Origin of the sequence: Candidatus Magnetaquicoccus inordinatus, from assembly GCF_004217665.1 — a bacterium.
GTDB lineage: Bacteria > Pseudomonadota > Magnetococcia > Magnetococcales > Magnetaquicoccaceae > Magnetaquicoccus > Magnetaquicoccus inordinatus.
Window position 1 is genome coordinate 1 of record NZ_RXIU01000056.1, and the last position, 17,579, is coordinate 17,579.

A 17,579-nucleotide genomic window follows, 5' to 3' on the forward strand; every position below is an offset into this window, starting at 1 on the left:
CGAATGCGTAGCATTCGCGCACGCCGCACCGATTTGTGCCCCGAAGGGGCACTCTTTGGGAGGGCGGACGCCCGACAGGCACAGTTTCACTTGTGGCAACAGTGAGGCAATGTGTCAATGCGCTTGCCCTGGCTTCCTGCACGTTCCTGCTTGGCTCGGAAGGCAGAACAGAGTAAACTGCTTGATCATTCATTACTTTAACTTACTTTAATCGGCCAACCGTATGCCTTTTATTCCCCACACCCCACAGGAGATGCAGGAGATGCTCTCCCTTTTGGGCCTTGAGCAATTGGAACAATTGTTTGCAGAGATCCCCGTCGATCTGCTCTGTCACGAACAACTGGCACTACCCAATCCCCTCAATGAAATGGCCTTGAGCCGTCTGATGCGCGAACGCGCCGGTCAGGATCGCCCTTTGCTCTGCTTTGCCGGAGCAGGAGCCTATGAACATCATATCCCAGCCGCCATTTGGGAAATTGCCGGTCGTGGTGAGTTTTACTCGGCCTACACACCCTACCAGGCAGAAGCCAGCCAGGGAACCCTGCAAGTACTCTATGAATATCAGAGCATGATGGCGACTCTCTTGGGAAGCGATGTGGTCAATGCCTCGCTTTATGATGGCGCAACCGCACTGGCAGAGGCCATTTTCATGGCTATTCGCAGCAAACCGCATTTACCCAAGCGTATTCTGGTACCCGACACCCTCCATCCCCATTATCGACAGGTGTTGCACAGCATGTTGCTGGGCCAAGGCATTGAGATCCTCCCCTTGCCCTTTGCCCGCAACGAGGGAGATATCCATCCCGATGCGCTGCAGGCGCATACTGCTGGCTCTTTTGCTGCATTGGTGGTGGCGCAACCCAACTTTTTTGGCATTCTCGAAGAGGTGCATCAACTGACAGATTGGGCACACCAACAACAGGCTCTGCTGATTGCTGTGGTCAATCCGCTCTCTTTGGGGCTGCTGCAACCTCCTGGGCAATGGGGAACAACAGGGGCCGACATCATCTGTGGCGAAGGGCAACCTTTGGGCATTCCACTCTCCTCCGGCGGCCCCTATTTTGGCTTTATGGGATGCAAAAACCATCTGTTGCGGCAAATGCCAGGCCGTATTGCCGGTCGCACCCTCGACAAAAATCAAGAACCAGGATTTGTCCTCACCTTGCAGGCGCGTGAACAGCATATCCGTCGGGCCAAGGCGACTTCCAATATCTGCACCAATCAGGGGTTGATGACGGTCGCAGCCACACTCTATCTCTCCTTGATGGGCCCGGAAGGATTACGGCAAACCGCTGCCAGTTGCCACCACAACACCCTGACTCTGGCCAACCGTCTGCAACAGATCCCCGGTCTGCGCCTGCTCTTTGGCCGTCCATTTTTCCACGAAATAGTCGTGGAGCTGCCCAAAAATGGGCAATCTCTCCTCGCTGCTTTGGAAAAACAGGGCATTTGTGCCGGTGTGGCGTTAGGCCCCTACTATCCAGAAATGGAGAACATGCTGCTGCTGTGCGCTACCGAAATGCGTACAGCTCAGGATATCGAACAACTGGCCCAGGCACTCAGCAGCGCACTGCAACAGGAGCACTGATTATGGAACCCTTGCTCATCCAATTAAGCCGTGCCCAACGGTATAACCGGCAGCATACCCCCCTGCCAGAGGCAAATAACGAGCAACCCTTGCAGCATGCACAGCTTGCGCCCTTTTTGCGTGCACAACCACCCGCTCTCCCGGAGGTTTCCGAATTGGATGCGGTGCGCCACTTCACCCGACTGTCGCAAAAAAATTTTTCTGTGGACACCCATTTTTATCCCCTGGGCTCCTGCACGATGAAATATAACCCACGGGTCTGTAATACGGTGGCCATGCAGGCCGGCTTTTTACAGCGCCATCCTCTATCGGCGGAGACAACTGGGCAGGGGGTGATGTCCTGTCTTTTTGAGCTGCAGGAGATGCTCCGCGAATTGACCGGCATGGCTGCTGTTTCCCTGACCCCGATGGCGGGAGCGCAAGGTGAATTTGCCGGAGTGGCGATGATTGCCGCCTATCATCGGCAACGCGGGGATAGTCAACGCACAGAGATATTGATTCCCGACGCCGCACACGGCACCAATCCGGCTACAGCCGCCCTTTGCGGCTTTTCAGTACGCGAAATTGCCACTGATGCCAATGGTGACCTGGATATGGCCGCGCTGCAGGCCGCGCTAGGTGCCCACACAGCCGGATTGATGTTGACCAACCCCTCCACATTGGGGCTGTTTGAGCGACAGATTCAGCAGATTGCCCAAATGGTGCACCAGGCTGGCGCCCTTCTCTATTATGATGGTGCCAATCTCAACGCCATTGCCGGACGAGTGCGTCCCGGTGATATGGGGTTTGATGCCATCCATATCAATGTCCATAAAACTTTTGCCACTCCGCATGGCGGCGGCGGCCCCGGTGCGGGTCCCGTGGGTGTTTCGGAACGACTCCGCCCCTTTTTGCCAGTACCCATGGTGGGACAAAACAGCCAAGGACAATTCTATTGGTTGACCGAACAAGAGTTCCCTTTGACAATTGGCAGATTGTCGGCATTTGCGGGCAATATTGGTGTCTTGCTGCGTGCCTATGCCTATCTGCGCCTGACCGGTACCGAGGGGATGCGCCGGGTGGCCTCTTTTGCCACCTTGAATGCCAACTATCTGATGCGGCGCCTGACAGAAGCCGGCTTCCAAACCGCTTTTCCCAACCGCTTGGCAACCCATGAATTTATTATTACCTTGCAAAACGAGGCCAAACAGTTTGGAGTAAACGCTTTGGACTTTGCCAAACGGCTGTTGGATTATGGCTTTTATGCGCCAACAGTCTATTTTCCCCTGCTGGTACCGGAATGTTTGTTGATTGAACCAACCGAAACCGAATCCAAAGAGAGTTTGGATCGTTTTGTTGCCGCCATGATCGCCATTCGCCAAGAGGCCATGGATGATCCGCAAAAGGTGCGTCAAGCACCCTTGGCCGTTCCTGTTCCTGGCGGCGGCCACAGCCGCCTGGATGATACCTTGGCGGCCCGTAAACCGGATTTGCGCTGGTAGCTTTTGGAACAGCGTTGTCACTGCTCCAAAAACTGCTCTACCCGTTATTGAACCTGAACCAGGGTGATTCACCCGCTGCTACTGAGGTTGCATCATGAATCTGATCAAAAATATCCATGCCCGTGAAATTCTTGACTCACGCGGCAACCCGACCGTTGAGGTGGAAGTCTATACCGAAAAGGGAGCCTATGGACGAGCAGCAGTACCTTCTGGCGCCTCGACCGGCAGTCGTGAAGCTCTGGAGTTGCGCGACAAGGATCCGCATCGCTATCTGGGAAAAGGGGTACAACAGGCGGTCCAAGCCGTGAATGGGGAGTTGGCCCAGGCTCTCATTGGACGGGATTGCTTTGCACAGCGGCTCATCGATGAAACCATGATCGCGCTGGATGGAACCGCTGATAAAAGTCGGCTCGGCGCCAACGCCATTCTAGGCATCTCCATGGCGGTCGCCAAAGTCGGCGCAGCCAGCTCTGGACAACCACTCTATCGCTATCTGGGCGGCATCAACGCCCATTTGCTGCCGGTGCCCATGATGAACATTTTGAATGGTGGCGCCCATGCCGATAATAATGTGGACATCCAAGAGTTCATGATCATGCCGGTCTCTGCCACCTCCATCAGCGAAGCCATTCGCATGGGTGCAGAGTGCTTTCACAATCTGAAAAAAGTTCTCAAAGAGCGCGGTCTGAATACCGCTGTCGGCGATGAAGGAGGCTTTGCCCCCAATCTCTCCTCCAATGAAGAGGCGATTCAGGTCATTCTCCAAGCCGTGGAGATGGCTGGCTATCGTCCTGGTGAAGAGATCATGCTGGCTCTGGATTGCGCCTCTTCCGAGTTTTACCGCGAGGAGGATGAACACTATTATCTGGCTGGGGAAGATCGAAATTTGCACGTGGAAGAGTTGGTCGATTATTATGCTGACTTATGCAATCGTTATCCGATCATCTCCATCGAAGATGGATGTGCAGAGAGCGATTGGCACGGTTGGAAACTGCTCACCGAACGTCTGGGCAAACAGGTGCAGTTGGTCGGTGATGATCTTTTTGTGACCAACCCGGCCATCCTCAGCAAAGGAATTCAAGCCGCCGTTGCCAACTCTGTACTGGTCAAAGTCAATCAAATCGGCACCTTGACTGAAACCTTTGCCGCCATTGAAATGGCCAAGCAGGCTGGCTATACCACGGTCATCTCGCATCGTTCCGGGGAAACCGAAGATACGACCATTGCCGATATTGCTGTAGCCGTCAACGCCGGTCAGATCAAAACCGGATCTCTGAACCGCTCCGACAGACTGGCAAAATATAATCAGTTGCTTAGGATCGAAGAAAAATTGGCGACATCGGCTCGTTATCTTGGTAAAAAAGTATTTTATAACCTTTTCTCGGCAGGCTCAATCTGAGCATAACCAGGTGTCGGCACCTTGTCGTGCCGACACCTGTTACCAGCAAGGCAGGCTCAATCTGAGCATAACCAGGTGTCGGCACCTTGTCGTGCCGACACCTGTTACCAGCAAGCAAGGACCAGCAAGCAAGGAGGATTCATGTCGTACTCGGAACGGGCAGAACCAGTGGAAGGAATGAAAATCGGGGTTGTTGCCCAACGCTTGGGAATCTCCATCCGTACCATTCATATGTATGAACGGGAAGGATTGTTTATCTCCCGCAAAAACAGTGCCGGCACCCGCTATTTTACCGAACGGGATGTGGAGTGGCTGATGGAGATCCGGCGCATGATCAAAGCTGGAATCGGTATTGCCGGTATTCGTCACCTGCTCTCCTTGATCCCCTGCTGGGAAATCAAAGGATGCACTTTTAATGGTAAAGGGGGGTGCCCGGTCATCGTCGATCACAACTCACCCTGCTGGGCCAATAAAAGCAACATCTGCGACAGCACTTTGCAAGAGTGTCGGCAGTGTGATGTCTATGAACTGCGCCATGATGTGGGACAGTTAAAACAGCGGCTCTACATCCGCTTAAAAACTGCCGAAGAGTGCAGCAACAAACCGCAAAGCGAGTGATATTTTGCCTGCTCCTCCTCATTTTGTCTCCAGCAAGGATACTTATCCCACATGGCCACCCTACCAGAAGAAGGGGATTCCTCCCCAAAAAGCTCCATCGAACAGTTGGGACTGGCATGGCTGGAACGGGCAGAACAGAGCCGAGCTGAGGAGCGAGCGGCCTTGCAGGCAATTCTCGGCGAGCAACTGAACGAACAAAAACGGCAGCGTCGCCATAAAAATCTGTTTCGTCTTTTTTTGGCGCTTTATCTGTTGGCGCTTTTATGGGCGGGTACGGCAGATCAGTGGCGGAGTGTGGAACTCAAAAGCATGCCGCATAAAAAATTTACGGCAGTGGTTGATATTCGTGGCCCCATCATGGCCGCTACCAATACCAGTGCCGACAATATCATCAAGGGACTCTATAAAGCCTTTGAGGATCCCAACAGCGCCGGTGTCATTGTGCGCATCAATAGTCCTGGAGGTAGTCCGGTACAATCGGGACAAATCTATGAGGAGATGACCCGTTTACGGGCACGTTTTCCCAACAAACCCTTTTATGCGGCCTTGGAAGATCTCTGTGCCTCAGGCGGCTATTATGTGGCCGCCGCCGCGCCGCTGATTTATGCCGACCGTGCCTCATTGGTCGGCTCCATTGGCGTGATTTTACAAGGGTTCGGCTTTCAGGAAACCTTGAACAAACTGGGCATCGAGAGTCGTTTGCTGACCTCCGGAAAAAACAAAGCCTTTCTCAACCCCTTTGCTGCCGTGGACAGCAGCGAAAAAAGCCATGCACAAAGCTTGCTGGATAAAATTCATAAACAATTTATCGAGGCAGTACGCAAAGGACGTGGTGACCGCCTCAAGGATAGCCAGGCGGAACTGTTTGAAGGGTTGATCTGGACCGGCGAAGAGGCGGTGCAACTGGGATTGGTCGATGGCATCGGTTCGACCGAATGGATCGCCCGCGAATTGATCAAGCAGGAAAAGATTGTCAATTTTACCCAAAAAGGGGATTGGCTGACCCGCATCTCCCGGGAAATGGGCATGCAGTGATCCGCTCTCACCGAGAGACAACTGCTAATACAGCCAGAAATATTCGCTATATTACTGGTTATTCCGCCAAAACCACCCGGTCGCGCCCACTCTGCTTGGCGGTATAGAGTGCGGCGTCGGCACGGCGTAAAATCTCTTCCATCTGCGTTCCATGTCGGGGATGTTCGGCAATACCCACCGAAACGGTAATCGTCCCCAGAGCCACGCCCGCATGCACCACCTGCAACGCTTTGATCTCCTGACGTATCTTTTCCATACGCTCCCGTGCTGCGTTCATCTCTAAACCCGGCAGCACCACCGTCATCTCCTCACCACCATAACGACAGGCAATATCGCTCTTGCGCATCCGTTGCCGCAACAAAGCTGCCACTTCACGCAATACCGCATCTCCCGCATCATGGCCAAAGGTATCATTAAAACGCTTAAAATGGTCCACATCCACCATCGCCACTGCCAATGGCTGTTGCGCACGCGCTGCCCGACTCAACTCTCGTGGCAGGGTCTCATCCAAATAGCGCCGGTTGAACAAACCGGTCAAGACATCGCGCACCGCCTGATCCTTCAAACGCTCACGCATACGCAAATTGGCCAAAGAGAGCTCAATCGCCTCGCGAACCGTATTCAATAATCCAGAATGACGCGCAAAACCACCATGCGCCCCCTCGGTCTGCTCCAGCAGATGCAAAAAGCCAAAAACCTTGCCCTGCTCCCATAACGGCAAACAACAGCAACCGCCACGCTCCTTGCCATGCCAACTGCACCCCTCGCGCTGCCCGGCCACCTGTTGCCACCGCTCCTTTACCATACAACTGGCTGGGGGAAAACCGCCCTCCGCATCGCCCCCCCATCGACCAGCCACCTCAAAAACCTCTTCACCTCCTGTCAAGACCAACACCCCATCCAACCCCTTGAACAGCTCCAGCAACGCCCCCTCCAAAACCCGGACCGCCTCTTCCATGCTGGCACAACTCTGCAAACGCTCATTCATTTTGCTCAGTTGCAATAATTCATTATGGTGCTTCTGCAGCTCCGCCAAGGAATCAGCCAAACGCTGATTCATCTGCAGCAGCAGCTCTTCCTGATTTTTCCGATCGGTGACATCGCGCATAATGGCGGTAAAGAAAGGATTGCTGGGCTCTCCCCAAGCTGCCAAAGAGAGCTCAATCGGAAACTCCTGCCCATCCTTGCGCAAACCAATACGTTCTACAGTCTTGCCCACCACCTCCGACTCTCTTTTTTGCACATAACGCAGCACCCCCTGGTTGTGTTCCTGCAAAAAGCGTTCGGGCATGATGCGACGCAATGAGCGGCCACGCATCTCTTTGACTGTGTAACCAAACATCCGTTCGGCCGCCGGATTCCACTCCCGCACCTTGCCATAGCGGTCAATGGTCACAATGGCATCATGGGCGGTCGCATTGACCGCAGCCAAACGGCTGGCATGTTCGCGAATGGCCGCTTCATCCCGGCGCTGATCGCTAACATCGGTCAAGGCAATCACCAGCCCCCCTCCCGGCATGGGATTGGTCTTGACATCCAAAATGCGTCCATTGGCCAGCGACCAATCAAAACGCCATGGCACAACCTGATCGGCCAAACGATCTGCCACTTTGCGTATCATCTCGCCACGCAGCTCGTGAACCTGCAGAAATTCGGCCAAGGGAGTCCCTTGTTTTGCCAACAGTTGCGGATAGCTTGGATAATCAAAAAAGCGCTCATTCCAGGCACGCAAACAGAGCTCCACATCAAACATGGCCAAACCATGGCGAATATTATCCATCGTGGTTTGCAACATATTGGTATGTTCGCTCAAGGCGTTATTGGCCCACTTTAACTCCTGTTTGCGCCGATACAGCTCCAACAACACCGAAACCTTGGAACGCAAAATCCGACCATCGACCGGTTTTTCGATATAATCGATTGCTCCCGCATGATACCCCTGCAAACGGTGTGCATCATCTTTGTAGGCTGCGGTAACAAATATAATCGGCACATCCCGGGTCTGATCTTCGCCACGCAACCATTCAGCAACCTCATAGCCATCCATCCCTGGCATATTGACATCCAACAACACCAAAGCCAGATCATGATCCAAAGCCAGAGCCAAGGCATCGTTGCCCGTGGTCGCCACCAAAACCTCGGCATGCAGTTTACCCAACAAGGTGCGCATGGCCAGTAAATTGGCCGCAATATCATCCACCACCAAAATTTTTGGCAACATTTCAGCCATCTGCTTCTGCTCCTCTACTGCACAAATAGGGTGCAATCTCCTCCAGGGGTAAAACCACTCGCTGCGGCTCTGCCAGCACAGAGAGCGCGGCACTGGGCATCTCTGCTGCCTCGGCTGTGGCAGGATCCTGGACAATACAGATCCCACCCCTTTCCGCGATGCGCCGTGCACCTTGCGCGCCATCGCCATTGGCACCACTCAAAATAACCGCCACCACTCGTTCACCCAAACTGGCAGCAGCCGACTCAAACAAGGGATCGATTGCCGGACGACTGCCATGCACCTTTTCATCCACTGACAAGGAGAAGCTGAGATCCCGTTCCAACAACAAATGATAGCCAGGTGGTGCCACATAGAGATGACCGGGCTGCATCTGCTCTTTTTCCAGAGCCCCTTTGACCGGCAAGTGGCAGCAACGGCCTAACAGCTCCGGCAACAACCACTCCCCTTTTTCACGAACGTGACATACTCCGGCAATCGGCCAAGGAAAATTGGCCGGTAATGGAGCAAAGACCCTCTGCAAGGCCCGCAATCCACCCGTCGAACAACCAAAAAGCAACACCTGTCCGCGATAGTTCATCGCACTACCCCTTCACTGCGCAGACGATAGATGCGCAACATCCGCTCCAGCGGATAAAAATCCTCCTTCTTTTCATACGCATCCATGGTTTCCTGCAAACCCAGACAGAGATAGCCTCCACGAACCAAACTTTCACGAATCAAGGCCAGGCAACGCCCCTGCAAATATCGGTCAAAATAGATCAAAACATTGCGACACATAACCAAATGCGCCTCACAAAAGACTCCGTCCGCCTCCAGATTATGATGGGCAAAGACCATCGCCCGGCGTAATGGTTCGTTCATCTCCACCACATCCAGATGGGCATGGCAATAGTCGCTCAAGCGCCCCTTGCCTCCTGCCAAACGATAATTTTCGCTGTAGGCGGCCATTTTTCTGACCGGAAATATCCCCGCCTCGGCGGTAGCCAAGGCTGCATCGTTGATATCGGTGGCATAAATCTGACACTGGGATAAACAACCCTCTTCCGCCATCACAATCGCCAACGAATAGGCCTCTTCTCCTGTGGCGCTGCCGATCTGCCAAATATTGATGCGCGGAAAGCTCCGCAATATCGGTACCACTTGCTGGCGCAAAGCCAAAAAGACCTCCGGGTCACGAAACATCTCGGTGACTGGTACCGACAATGCAGCCAAAATTCGTGCCAACATTCCCTCTTCCCGCATCAAGCCGGGCAGCAAATCCAACAAATGCTCCACCCCAAACAAGCGTTGCAAACCAAGCAAACGACGCCTTAATGAAGCACGACTGTAGTGGCGAAAATCATAGCCGTGGCGCAAACGCAACGCCTCCAGAAACAGCGTGATCTCAACCTCTTCAATCTCTATCTCTTTCATCTGCGCTCTTTCTGCTCCTGTTCATTAAACAGTCGCACCATCTTGCGCAATAGATCCTCCATAACCACCGGTTTGCTTAAATAATCATTGGCCCCCGCCGCCAAACAGCGCTCCCGTTCCCCACTCATCGCCTTGGCGGTCAGAGCAATAATGGGTAGCTTGCCAAACTGCTCCTGGGCACGGATCTCCTGCATGGTTTGATAACCATCTTTGTCGGGCATCATGATATCCATCAACACCAACTGCACATCGCTGTTACTGGCCAACTGTGCCAACGCCTTGTTGCCATCCTGCGCCATCAACACTTTCAGCCCTTTGCTGCGCAACATCTTGGACAAAGAGAAAGTATTGCGCATGTCATCATCCACCACCAGTACTTTGACTCCTGGCCAGGCAAGATCCTGCTCAAGCAGCGTGCTCTGTCGTGGAAACTGCTCTTGCACTTCAGCCAGAAAAGAGTCCACCTCCTCCTGCAAGCGTTCGTTGGAGCGGTCGCTGCGCACGATAATGCTATCGGTAAACTCCCGAAAATGCAGCAATTCATCTGCAGTCAAATGGCGTGGCGAATAGACCACCAGCGGCGGCATCGCCTCAGCCAACTCGCTGACCAAACGATGCAAAAATGCCACCATTTCATTGATGGCACCCCCCAAATCCACGATCAAACAGTGCACTCCTCCTACCCGCAACCGGGAGAGACAGCCCTCACCGCTGGCAGCCTCCTCCACCACAACACCACCATGTTGTAACAACTGCACCATCTCGCGGCGTGAGGCCTCATCGCCATCCAACACCAACACATGTTTTTGGCTTGCAACAGAGGCAGCCTTGCTGACCCGATCAAACACCATCGTCAACTGCTCTTTGCTGACCGGTTTGCTTAAAAAACCAACCGCCCCCATCCCCAAAGCCCGCAAACGGGCATCCACTGCCGAAATAAAATGGACTGGAATCGCCTGCGTTTGTGGATCCTGTTTGAGACGGTTCATCACCTCCCAACCATCCATATCCGGCAAACCTACATCCAACACAATCCCCATAGGCCGATAGCGTTGCGCCAACTGCAGCGCACTCTCCCCATCGGGCGCCAACAGACAGCGCAACCCTTTACTGCGCGCCTGGGTATAGGTGATCCCAGCAAAAACCGGATCATCCTCAACCAGCAAAATAACCGCATCTCCCTCCTGCAACTGCTCGCGATCATCCAGCGGATAGGAGGTAATGGCGCGCCCAGCAATGGCACCAGCCGACAACTCTTCATCACTCTCCGCTCTTATCCCTGTTACTGCCGCTTCTCCCACACTCGGCAACCAGACTGTAAATTGACTCCCCACACCTTGCTGACTGCTCACCTCAATCTCACCACCCAACAGTTGGGTCAAGGTGCGCGCAATGGTCAACCCCAGACCAGTACCGCCAAAACGGCGTCCTGTTGTGCCATTCTCTTGGGTAAAAGCCTCAAATATATGCTCCAATTTATCCGGCGCAATCCCGATACCACTATCGCTTACCCGCACGCCAATCCCCTGGCCTGTCCAGGGAATCATCTGCAAACGCACCTCACCCCGCTCGGTAAATTTAATGGCATTGCCCAACAAATTGGTCAAAATCTGCTCCACTTTACCCCGATCTGTATAGAGCACCCTCCCCACATCGACTGCTGACTCCGCCAGCAGAACAATACCTCGACTCTGCGCCATTCGCCGAAAACGACGCTCCATCACCCCCAACAGCTCCTCAACGACCACCGCCTCGACCACCACATCCATGCGTCCGGCCTCTACCTTGGCAATATCCAGAATATCGTTGATCAAACGCAACAAATGGGTACCACTCTCATGAATGATGGTCGCCGATTCCACCTGCTCTGGGTGCAAATTGCCCTCCCCATTGCCAGCCAAACTTTCAGCCAAAATCAGCAAACTGTTCAACGGTGTGCGCAACTCATGCGACATATTGGCCAAAAATTCTGATTTATAACGTGAGGCCAACTCCCGTTCAAAAGCGCGCTTTTCCGCCTCCTGACGCGCTTCAATCAGTGCTTTTTCACGCTCTTCCAACATCTTTGCCTTTTCAGCCAGTGTCTCATTGGCCACCCGCAACTCTTCACCCTGGATCCGCAACTCCTCTTCTGAAGTACGCAACTCTTCGGTCTGCGACTCCAACAGCTCTCCACGCTCGCGCAACTGCTGGTTGCTCCTCTGCAACGCCTCCTCTTGCACCAACAATGTGGATTGCGAAGCACGCAACTCTTCGGTTTGTTGCTGGGTCTGTTGCAACAACTCCTGGGTCTGCACCGAACGTCGCATCAGTTCCAAATGCAGGGCAGCCAAGGTTGATACCTCTTCCAACAGCTTGTTTTGCCGTTCTGAACGGGGCAAAAAGGATGAAAATTCCAACACCCCCTGCATCCGCCCCTGCCAGATAAGAGGTACGACGGTCAGACGCAATGCTGCTGTTTCTCCTATTCCAGAATGGATCCAGGAATATTCGTGCGGAACCCCTTCCCACTCCAGCAGACGCTGACTGGCGGCACACTGACCGACAATACTCTCTCCAAGCGCAAACTCACTACCAGCGGCAGCACGCGCTGTCAGGGCATAGCCACCATATCTGCGCAGACGCTGCACCCCTTCATCAAAATAGAACAAAGCTCCTTGAATACCTCCCAGAAGAGGAATCCATTGCTCGACCAATCCCTGGGCAAACTCCGGCACCGTCATGGCCTGCACCATCAGTTGATTCAAAGCCATGGTGTTGTTTTTTACCCAATGCTGCAACTCAACCTCTTGCACATTGCGCTGCACAACATGTAGTGCCCGCGCCATTTCACCAATTTCATCCTGCCGTTTCAGTCCGGGAATCTTGATCTCCCACTCTCCTGCTGCCAAACGGCTCACCACCCCGGTAATCGCCTGCAAAGGACGGGAAATGCCAAATGCCAACCAACTGGCCACAACAATGGATACCGCACAGACCAGCAACAACATGATGCCCACAAATCGAATCGCCGCATGATTTCTTTCACTGGTCTCATTATTCAAACGTTGCTGTTGCCGGCTATGTCCGGCTACCAAGCCTCGCGTCAAAGTGGCAAACTCTGCCGACTCTCCCTCTAAAATGGTATGGGCACGTTCGGCACTCTCCCCCTCTACCTTTAGATAATGCTGCAAAATATTGCCCAAACCAGTCATGGCTACCTGCAACTCGGCGGGCATTTTTTCCGTTATTTCCCGCATAAGAGTCCTGAATTTCTCCCCCTCTTCGGCCACTCTCGCCAACTCTTCACTGTTATTCATGGCCGGCAAACGCGCCAACAACAAACCAATCCGGTGCAGGTGTTGCACTGCATCGGCTATTTTATCCGCACTCTCTTCATCACCCTGTATCCGCAAACCGTCATGTGCCGTTGCCAACAGTTCCGTCACCTCCTGTTCGGCAGGCAACCACTGTTCATGAAACAAGCGTTGTCTTTCTGCGATCAACTCTGTCAAACGCGGCAATCCACTGCGCAACGATTCGACAATCTCACCGATACGATAGAGGGTCACACTCTCCTCCGACTGCAGCAGATGCTCCTCTACCAATGCCAACCACTGCTGTGTCTTGCCCAGCAACTCTTGACTCTCCTGCAGTTTTTTCTCATCTCCGCTCAGCATGGTCATATATATTTTCTGCCGCAGATCCGACAAACTCTGCTCTAAAACAACTAAATTACCAGTTTCCTCTGTCACCTCTGCATAGTGATCAAAATTATCGTCCAATATAATCAAATCGCGAAAACTAACCGTGCCGCTCAACAACATCAATACACATAAACCAATAAATCCGGCAAAGATCCGCGTCACGATCTTCCAACGGGCAACAGCAATCGACACGACAGCAACTCCATAAAATAAATTTCTTGTTTAAGGAAAGCAGAAACAGCTTCCCCGACAATGATACTATAAAAACAAATTTGTTGCTATATCAACAACAACCCCCGCCACAACGTTAACGTTAGCCAATTGTGCGGCAACGACAATAATTTTACAAATAATTTCTAACCGTCATGATTCGCGATAGGCTGCTTTTCCCAAGCGTACAAATGGCGGACGCACAACCTGCACCTCCACCATCCGCCCGCGCATATCTACCTGACAGATAGTACCAATAGCCATCTCGCTGGCAAGACGGGCCAAGGCGATACCGCGCTGCAAGGTTGGGGAAAAACCACCGCTGGTAATGGTGCCAACGACCTGGCCTTGATGATAAACCACTTGCTGATCACGCAACACCCCGCGTTCCAACAGCAATAAACCCACGCGCTTGCGTGCTGAGGGCTCTCCCCACAGAGATTCCAGAGCATCCCTGCCGATAAAATCGCGCTCAGTCGGTTCCCAGGCAACCGTCCAGGCCAAACCTGTCTCCAGGGGAGTCGTTTTGCCATCCATGTCATGACCATAGAGATGCATTCCCGCTTCCAGACGCAAGGTATCGCGTGCCCCCAAACCAACCGGAGCCACTCCTGAACGCAGCAAACTCTCCCAAAGAGTCACGCCATTCTCCTCTGGCACAATCAATTCAAAGCCATCCTCCCCCGTATAGCCGGTACGGGCAATCCGCCAATCGCCATCCTGCACAAAATGAAACGGCCGCAACTCCACCGCCTGACGACTCAGCTCTTCTGGCAAACAGCGTTGCACCTGGTGGGCAGCTTTGGGGCCCTGGACAGCCAAGATCATCATATCCCGCCGATCCACCACCCGCACCCCATAGGAGGGAGCATGAATACGGATCCAGGCCACCGCTTTGTCGCGCGTACCGGCATTCACCACCAGAAAAAAACGCTCCTTGCTCTGCCGATAGGCGATTAAATCATCGGAAATGCCACCATGAGCATTGAGCATTAAACCATATTGTGCCTGTCCCGGTTGCGGGATACGCGCCACATCGTTGCTCAACAAAAAACGCAACATCACCTCGACACGGGCACCAATCAGATCAATCACTCCCATATGCGAGACATCAAAAACACCACAACGTTGCCGGACAAAATCATGTTCACGCAATTGGGATCCATAATGGAGTGGCATCTCCCACCCAGAAAACTCCACCATTTTCCCACCCAAAGCCAAATGCTCCTCATACAATGGCGTTCGTTTCATCCCTTTTGCACCTCGTCTAGTCGTTGAAGACTCTGCAACAGATCCGACAAGCGGCTGAATGGCACCATATTGGGACCATCACAGGGGGCATGGTCTGGATCAGGATGGGTCTCCAGAAAAATACCAGCCACCCCCACTGCCACCGCCGCTCTCGCCAACGGAGCCACAAATTGCCGCTCTCCGCCCGACGATTCACCCATTCCTCCCGGCAACTGTACCGCATGTGTGGCATCAAAGATGATCGGGAATCCGCTCTTGGCCATAATCACCAGGCTGCGCATATCCACCACCAGGTTGCCATAACCAAAAGCATAACCACGTTCGCAGAGCAAAATCTGCTCGTTGCCTGCCGCCAGCGCCTTGCGGGCGACCCCTGCCATGCCCTCAGGGGCCAAAAATTGTCCTTTTTTGATATTTACCGGGCGACCGGTGCGGGCAACCGCCTGAATAAAATCGGTTTGCCGACACAAAAAGGCTGGTGTTTGCAACAGATCCACCACTTCTGCTGCCCTCTGTGCCTGGGCAATCTCATGCACATCGGTTACCACCGGCACAGCAAACTCACGGCGCACACACTCCAACACCTGCAACCCAATCTGCAATCCTGGCCCACGATAACTGCTCTCTGAAGAGCGATTGGCCTTGTCAAAGGAGGCTTTATATACCAAGGGCAGAGCTAAACGATGCGCCAACTCGGTTAAAAATCCGGCAGTACGCAGAGCAAACTCGCGCGCCTCAGCAAAACTCTCTCCCTCCAACACACACGGCCCGGCAAGCAGCGCCAACGGTCTGTTATTGGCAAAACGCACCGCCCCGACCGCCACTTCACGCGCTACTGCACCGCTCTCCTCTGCTGCAAAAGCTGTCATGCCCCTTTTCTCCCCGCCAAGCCCGCCCCAATAAAAGCGGCAAACAACGGATGGGGACGACGTGGCCGTGACTTGAATTCAGGATGAAATTGACAAGCTATAAAAAAGGGATGTTCCGGCAGTTCTATCATCTCCACCAAAGAGCCATCCGGTGAACTGCCGGAAAAAACCATCCCCGCCTCTTGCAGACGCTGCCGATAGTTGTTGTTAAACTCATACCGATGACGATGGCGTTCGGAAATCTCCCGGCTGCCATAAATATGTGCTGCCAAACTCCCCTCCTGCAAAACACAGGGATAGGCTCCCAAACGCATGGTTCCCCCCTTGTCGGCAGCTTGATCCCGCTTTTGCAACTGATTGCCCTCCATCCACTCGGTCAACAGGGCCACAATCGGATCCGGGGTGTGGGCATCAAACTCCGTGGAGTTGGCTTGCTCCAAGCCCAAACAATGACGGGCAAACTCCACCACCGCCATCTGCATGCCCAAACAGATACCAAAAAAGGGTATACGCTGCTCACGGGCATAACGAATTGCCGCCAGCTTGCCCAACGCCCCCCGTTCGCCAAACCCACCTGGTACCAGGATCCCATCCACCCCACCCAGAAGAGCCGCAGGATCCTCTTTATCCAAATTTTCGGCATCCACCCAGCGCAAGGCCACACGTGCATTATGGGCGATACCCCCATGCGCCAAAGCCTCAATCAGCGATTTATAGGCATCCTTAAGACCCACATATTTACCCACAATACCAATTGTCAGCCGATGCACCGGGTTGACCGTCTTCTCCAGAACATGCTCCCAATCCTCCAACTGTGGCTCGGCGGTCTGCACATTCAAATGGCTCAACACCTTGCGCGCCAACCCCTCCAACTCCAAGGCAAAAGGCACTTTATAAATGGTGTCTTGATCCTGACAGTTGATCACCGATTCGGGATCCACATTGCAAAACAGGGCAATCTTTTTGCGCACACTCACCGCCACATCCCGATCGCTGCGCACAATCAGAATATCCGGTTGAATCCCAATCGCCAATAACTCCTTGACCGAATGCTGGGTCGGTTTGGTTTTCAGCTCTTCGGAGGTCGGGATATAAGGCAACAAAGTCAAGTGCATAAACAGAGTATTTTCCCGTCCCAGATCATTGCGCAATTGGCGAATGGCTTCCAAAAATGGCAACGATTCAATATCACCCACCGTACCTCCCACCTCAATGATGGCAATGTGTACATCATTGGCCACACTGAGAATTGCCTCCTTGATGGCATCGGTAATATGCGGAATCACCTGTACCGTCGATCCCAGATAATCGCCACGCCGCTCTTTGCGAATCACCCGCTGATAGATGCGCCCGGTGGTAAAATTATTATTTCGCGTCGTCGGCAGATCCAAAAAGCGCTCATAATGGCCCAAATCCAGATCGGTCTCTGCCCCATCATCGGTGACAAAAACCTCGCCATGTTGAAACGGGCTCATCGTGCCTGGATCCACATTAATATAGGGATCCAATTTTTGAATGGTCACCTTCTTGCCCCTGGCCTGCAGCAAGCAGCCCAAGGAGGCCGCTGCCAAACCTTTACCCAATGAGGAGACCACCCCACCCGTGACAAAAACAAATTTGGCCATCTCTTTTCCTTACCTATCCACGTGAATGTCTGACTATCTCTTTTCAGTCTATCATAAACCCCATGTAGCCGATAGATGGCAGGGCAATCGCATTTAAAAATCAGAAAACTATTATGGAGGTCCAGGAGGAGATTATCTCCTCCTGGTGGGTGCAGGGCAAAGCCCTGCTGG

General features: G+C 53.3%; 12 protein-coding genes. 5 read left to right on the forward strand and 7 right to left on the reverse strand.

Going from position 1 to position 17,579, the window contains the following annotated elements:
* The first annotated feature begins 223 nt into the window (after positions 1–223).
* From gcvPA to sppA, 5 genes are all read left to right on the forward strand, one after another.
* Positions 224–1,588 carry an aminomethyl-transferring glycine dehydrogenase subunit GcvPA gene (gene gcvPA, locus EJP87_RS06230; protein WP_130470998.1) on the forward strand — a complete coding sequence of 455 codons (1,365 nt, stop codon included), beginning with the start codon at positions 224–226 and terminating at the stop codon, positions 1,586–1,588.
* Between the two features lie 2 nt (positions 1,589–1,590).
* Entirely contained in the window at positions 1,591–3,069 is a 1,479-nt protein-coding gene (gene gcvPB, locus EJP87_RS06235) for an aminomethyl-transferring glycine dehydrogenase subunit GcvPB (RefSeq protein WP_130470999.1), read from the forward strand.
* Positions 3,070–3,163: 94 nt separating this feature from the next.
* Entirely contained in the window at positions 3,164–4,468 is a 1,305-nt protein-coding gene (eno, locus tag EJP87_RS06240; protein ID WP_130471000.1) for a phosphopyruvate hydratase, read from the forward strand.
* Between the two features lie 141 nt (positions 4,469–4,609).
* Complete coding sequence (locus EJP87_RS06245) at positions 4,610–5,086, forward strand: MerR family transcriptional regulator (RefSeq protein ID WP_130471001.1); 477 nt, start codon at positions 4,610–4,612, stop codon at positions 5,084–5,086.
* 51 nt (positions 5,087–5,137) lie between these two features.
* Entirely contained in the window at positions 5,138–6,121 is a 984-nt protein-coding gene (gene sppA / locus EJP87_RS06250) for a signal peptide peptidase SppA (protein WP_130471002.1), read from the forward strand.
* Between the two features lie 58 nt (positions 6,122–6,179).
* On the opposite strand, the gene EJP87_RS06255 is transcribed toward sppA, so the two are convergent.
* The 7 genes from EJP87_RS06255 to EJP87_RS06285 form a co-directional block, all read right to left on the reverse strand.
* A complete protein-coding gene (locus EJP87_RS06255) occupies positions 6,180–8,351 on the reverse strand; it encodes a diguanylate cyclase (protein ID WP_130471003.1) in 2,172 nt (723 codons plus the stop codon).
* Positions 8,344–8,931: a chemotaxis protein CheB gene (locus tag EJP87_RS06260; protein WP_130471004.1), complete on the reverse strand. Its 588-nt coding sequence runs from the start codon at positions 8,929–8,931 to the stop codon at positions 8,344–8,346. Before EJP87_RS06260 ends, EJP87_RS06255 begins: the two co-directional genes overlap by 8 nt.
* Positions 8,928–9,767: a CheR family methyltransferase gene (locus EJP87_RS06265; RefSeq protein WP_130471005.1), complete on the reverse strand. Its 840-nt coding sequence runs from the start codon at positions 9,765–9,767 to the stop codon at positions 8,928–8,930. Before EJP87_RS06265 ends, EJP87_RS06260 begins: the two co-directional genes overlap by 4 nt.
* Positions 9,764–13,645: a response regulator gene (locus EJP87_RS06270; RefSeq protein WP_130471006.1), complete on the reverse strand. Its 3,882-nt coding sequence runs from the start codon at positions 13,643–13,645 to the stop codon at positions 9,764–9,766. The genes EJP87_RS06265 and EJP87_RS06270 overlap by 4 nt, the downstream gene beginning before the upstream one ends.
* Before the next feature lie 171 nt (positions 13,646–13,816).
* On the reverse strand, positions 13,817–14,914 hold the full coding sequence (gene gcvT, locus EJP87_RS06275; protein WP_130471007.1) for a glycine cleavage system aminomethyltransferase GcvT: 1,098 nt from the start codon (positions 14,912–14,914) through the stop codon (positions 13,817–13,819).
* Entirely contained in the window at positions 14,911–15,783 is an 873-nt protein-coding gene (gene kdsA, locus EJP87_RS06280) for a 3-deoxy-8-phosphooctulonate synthase (RefSeq protein WP_130471008.1), read from the reverse strand. The genes gcvT and kdsA overlap by 4 nt, the downstream gene beginning before the upstream one ends.
* Entirely contained in the window at positions 15,780–17,408 is a 1,629-nt protein-coding gene (locus EJP87_RS06285; protein ID WP_130471009.1) for a CTP synthase, read from the reverse strand. The genes kdsA and EJP87_RS06285 overlap by 4 nt, the downstream gene beginning before the upstream one ends.
* Positions 17,409–17,579: the final 171 nt, after the last annotated feature.

Bases quoted from the DNA above. Each gene is read 5' to 3' on its own strand.
- gcvPA (WP_130470998.1), top strand. From the start codon at position 224: ATGCCTTTTATTCCCCACACCCCACAGGAGATGCAGGAGATGCTCTCC.
- gcvPB (WP_130470999.1), top strand. From the start codon at position 1,591: ATGGAACCCTTGCTCATCCAATTAAGCCGTGCCCAACGGTATAACCGG.
- eno (WP_130471000.1), top strand. From the start codon at position 3,164: ATGAATCTGATCAAAAATATCCATGCCCGTGAAATTCTTGACTCACGC.
- EJP87_RS06245 (WP_130471001.1), top strand. From the start codon at position 4,610: ATGTCGTACTCGGAACGGGCAGAACCAGTGGAAGGAATGAAAATCGGG.
- sppA (WP_130471002.1), top strand. From the start codon at position 5,138: ATGGCCACCCTACCAGAAGAAGGGGATTCCTCCCCAAAAAGCTCCATC.
- EJP87_RS06255 (WP_130471003.1), bottom strand. From the start codon at position 8,351: ATGGCTGAAATGTTGCCAAAAATTTTGGTGGTGGATGATATTGCGGCC.
- EJP87_RS06260 (WP_130471004.1), bottom strand. From the start codon at position 8,931: ATGAACTATCGCGGACAGGTGTTGCTTTTTGGTTGTTCGACGGGTGGA.
- EJP87_RS06265 (WP_130471005.1), bottom strand. From the start codon at position 9,767: ATGAAAGAGATAGAGATTGAAGAGGTTGAGATCACGCTGTTTCTGGAG.
- gcvT (WP_130471007.1), bottom strand. From the start codon at position 14,914: ATGAAACGAACGCCATTGTATGAGGAGCATTTGGCTTTGGGTGGGAAA.
- kdsA (WP_130471008.1), bottom strand. From the start codon at position 15,783: ATGACAGCTTTTGCAGCAGAGGAGAGCGGTGCAGTAGCGCGTGAAGTG.
- EJP87_RS06285 (WP_130471009.1), bottom strand. From the start codon at position 17,408: ATGGCCAAATTTGTTTTTGTCACGGGTGGGGTGGTCTCCTCATTGGGT.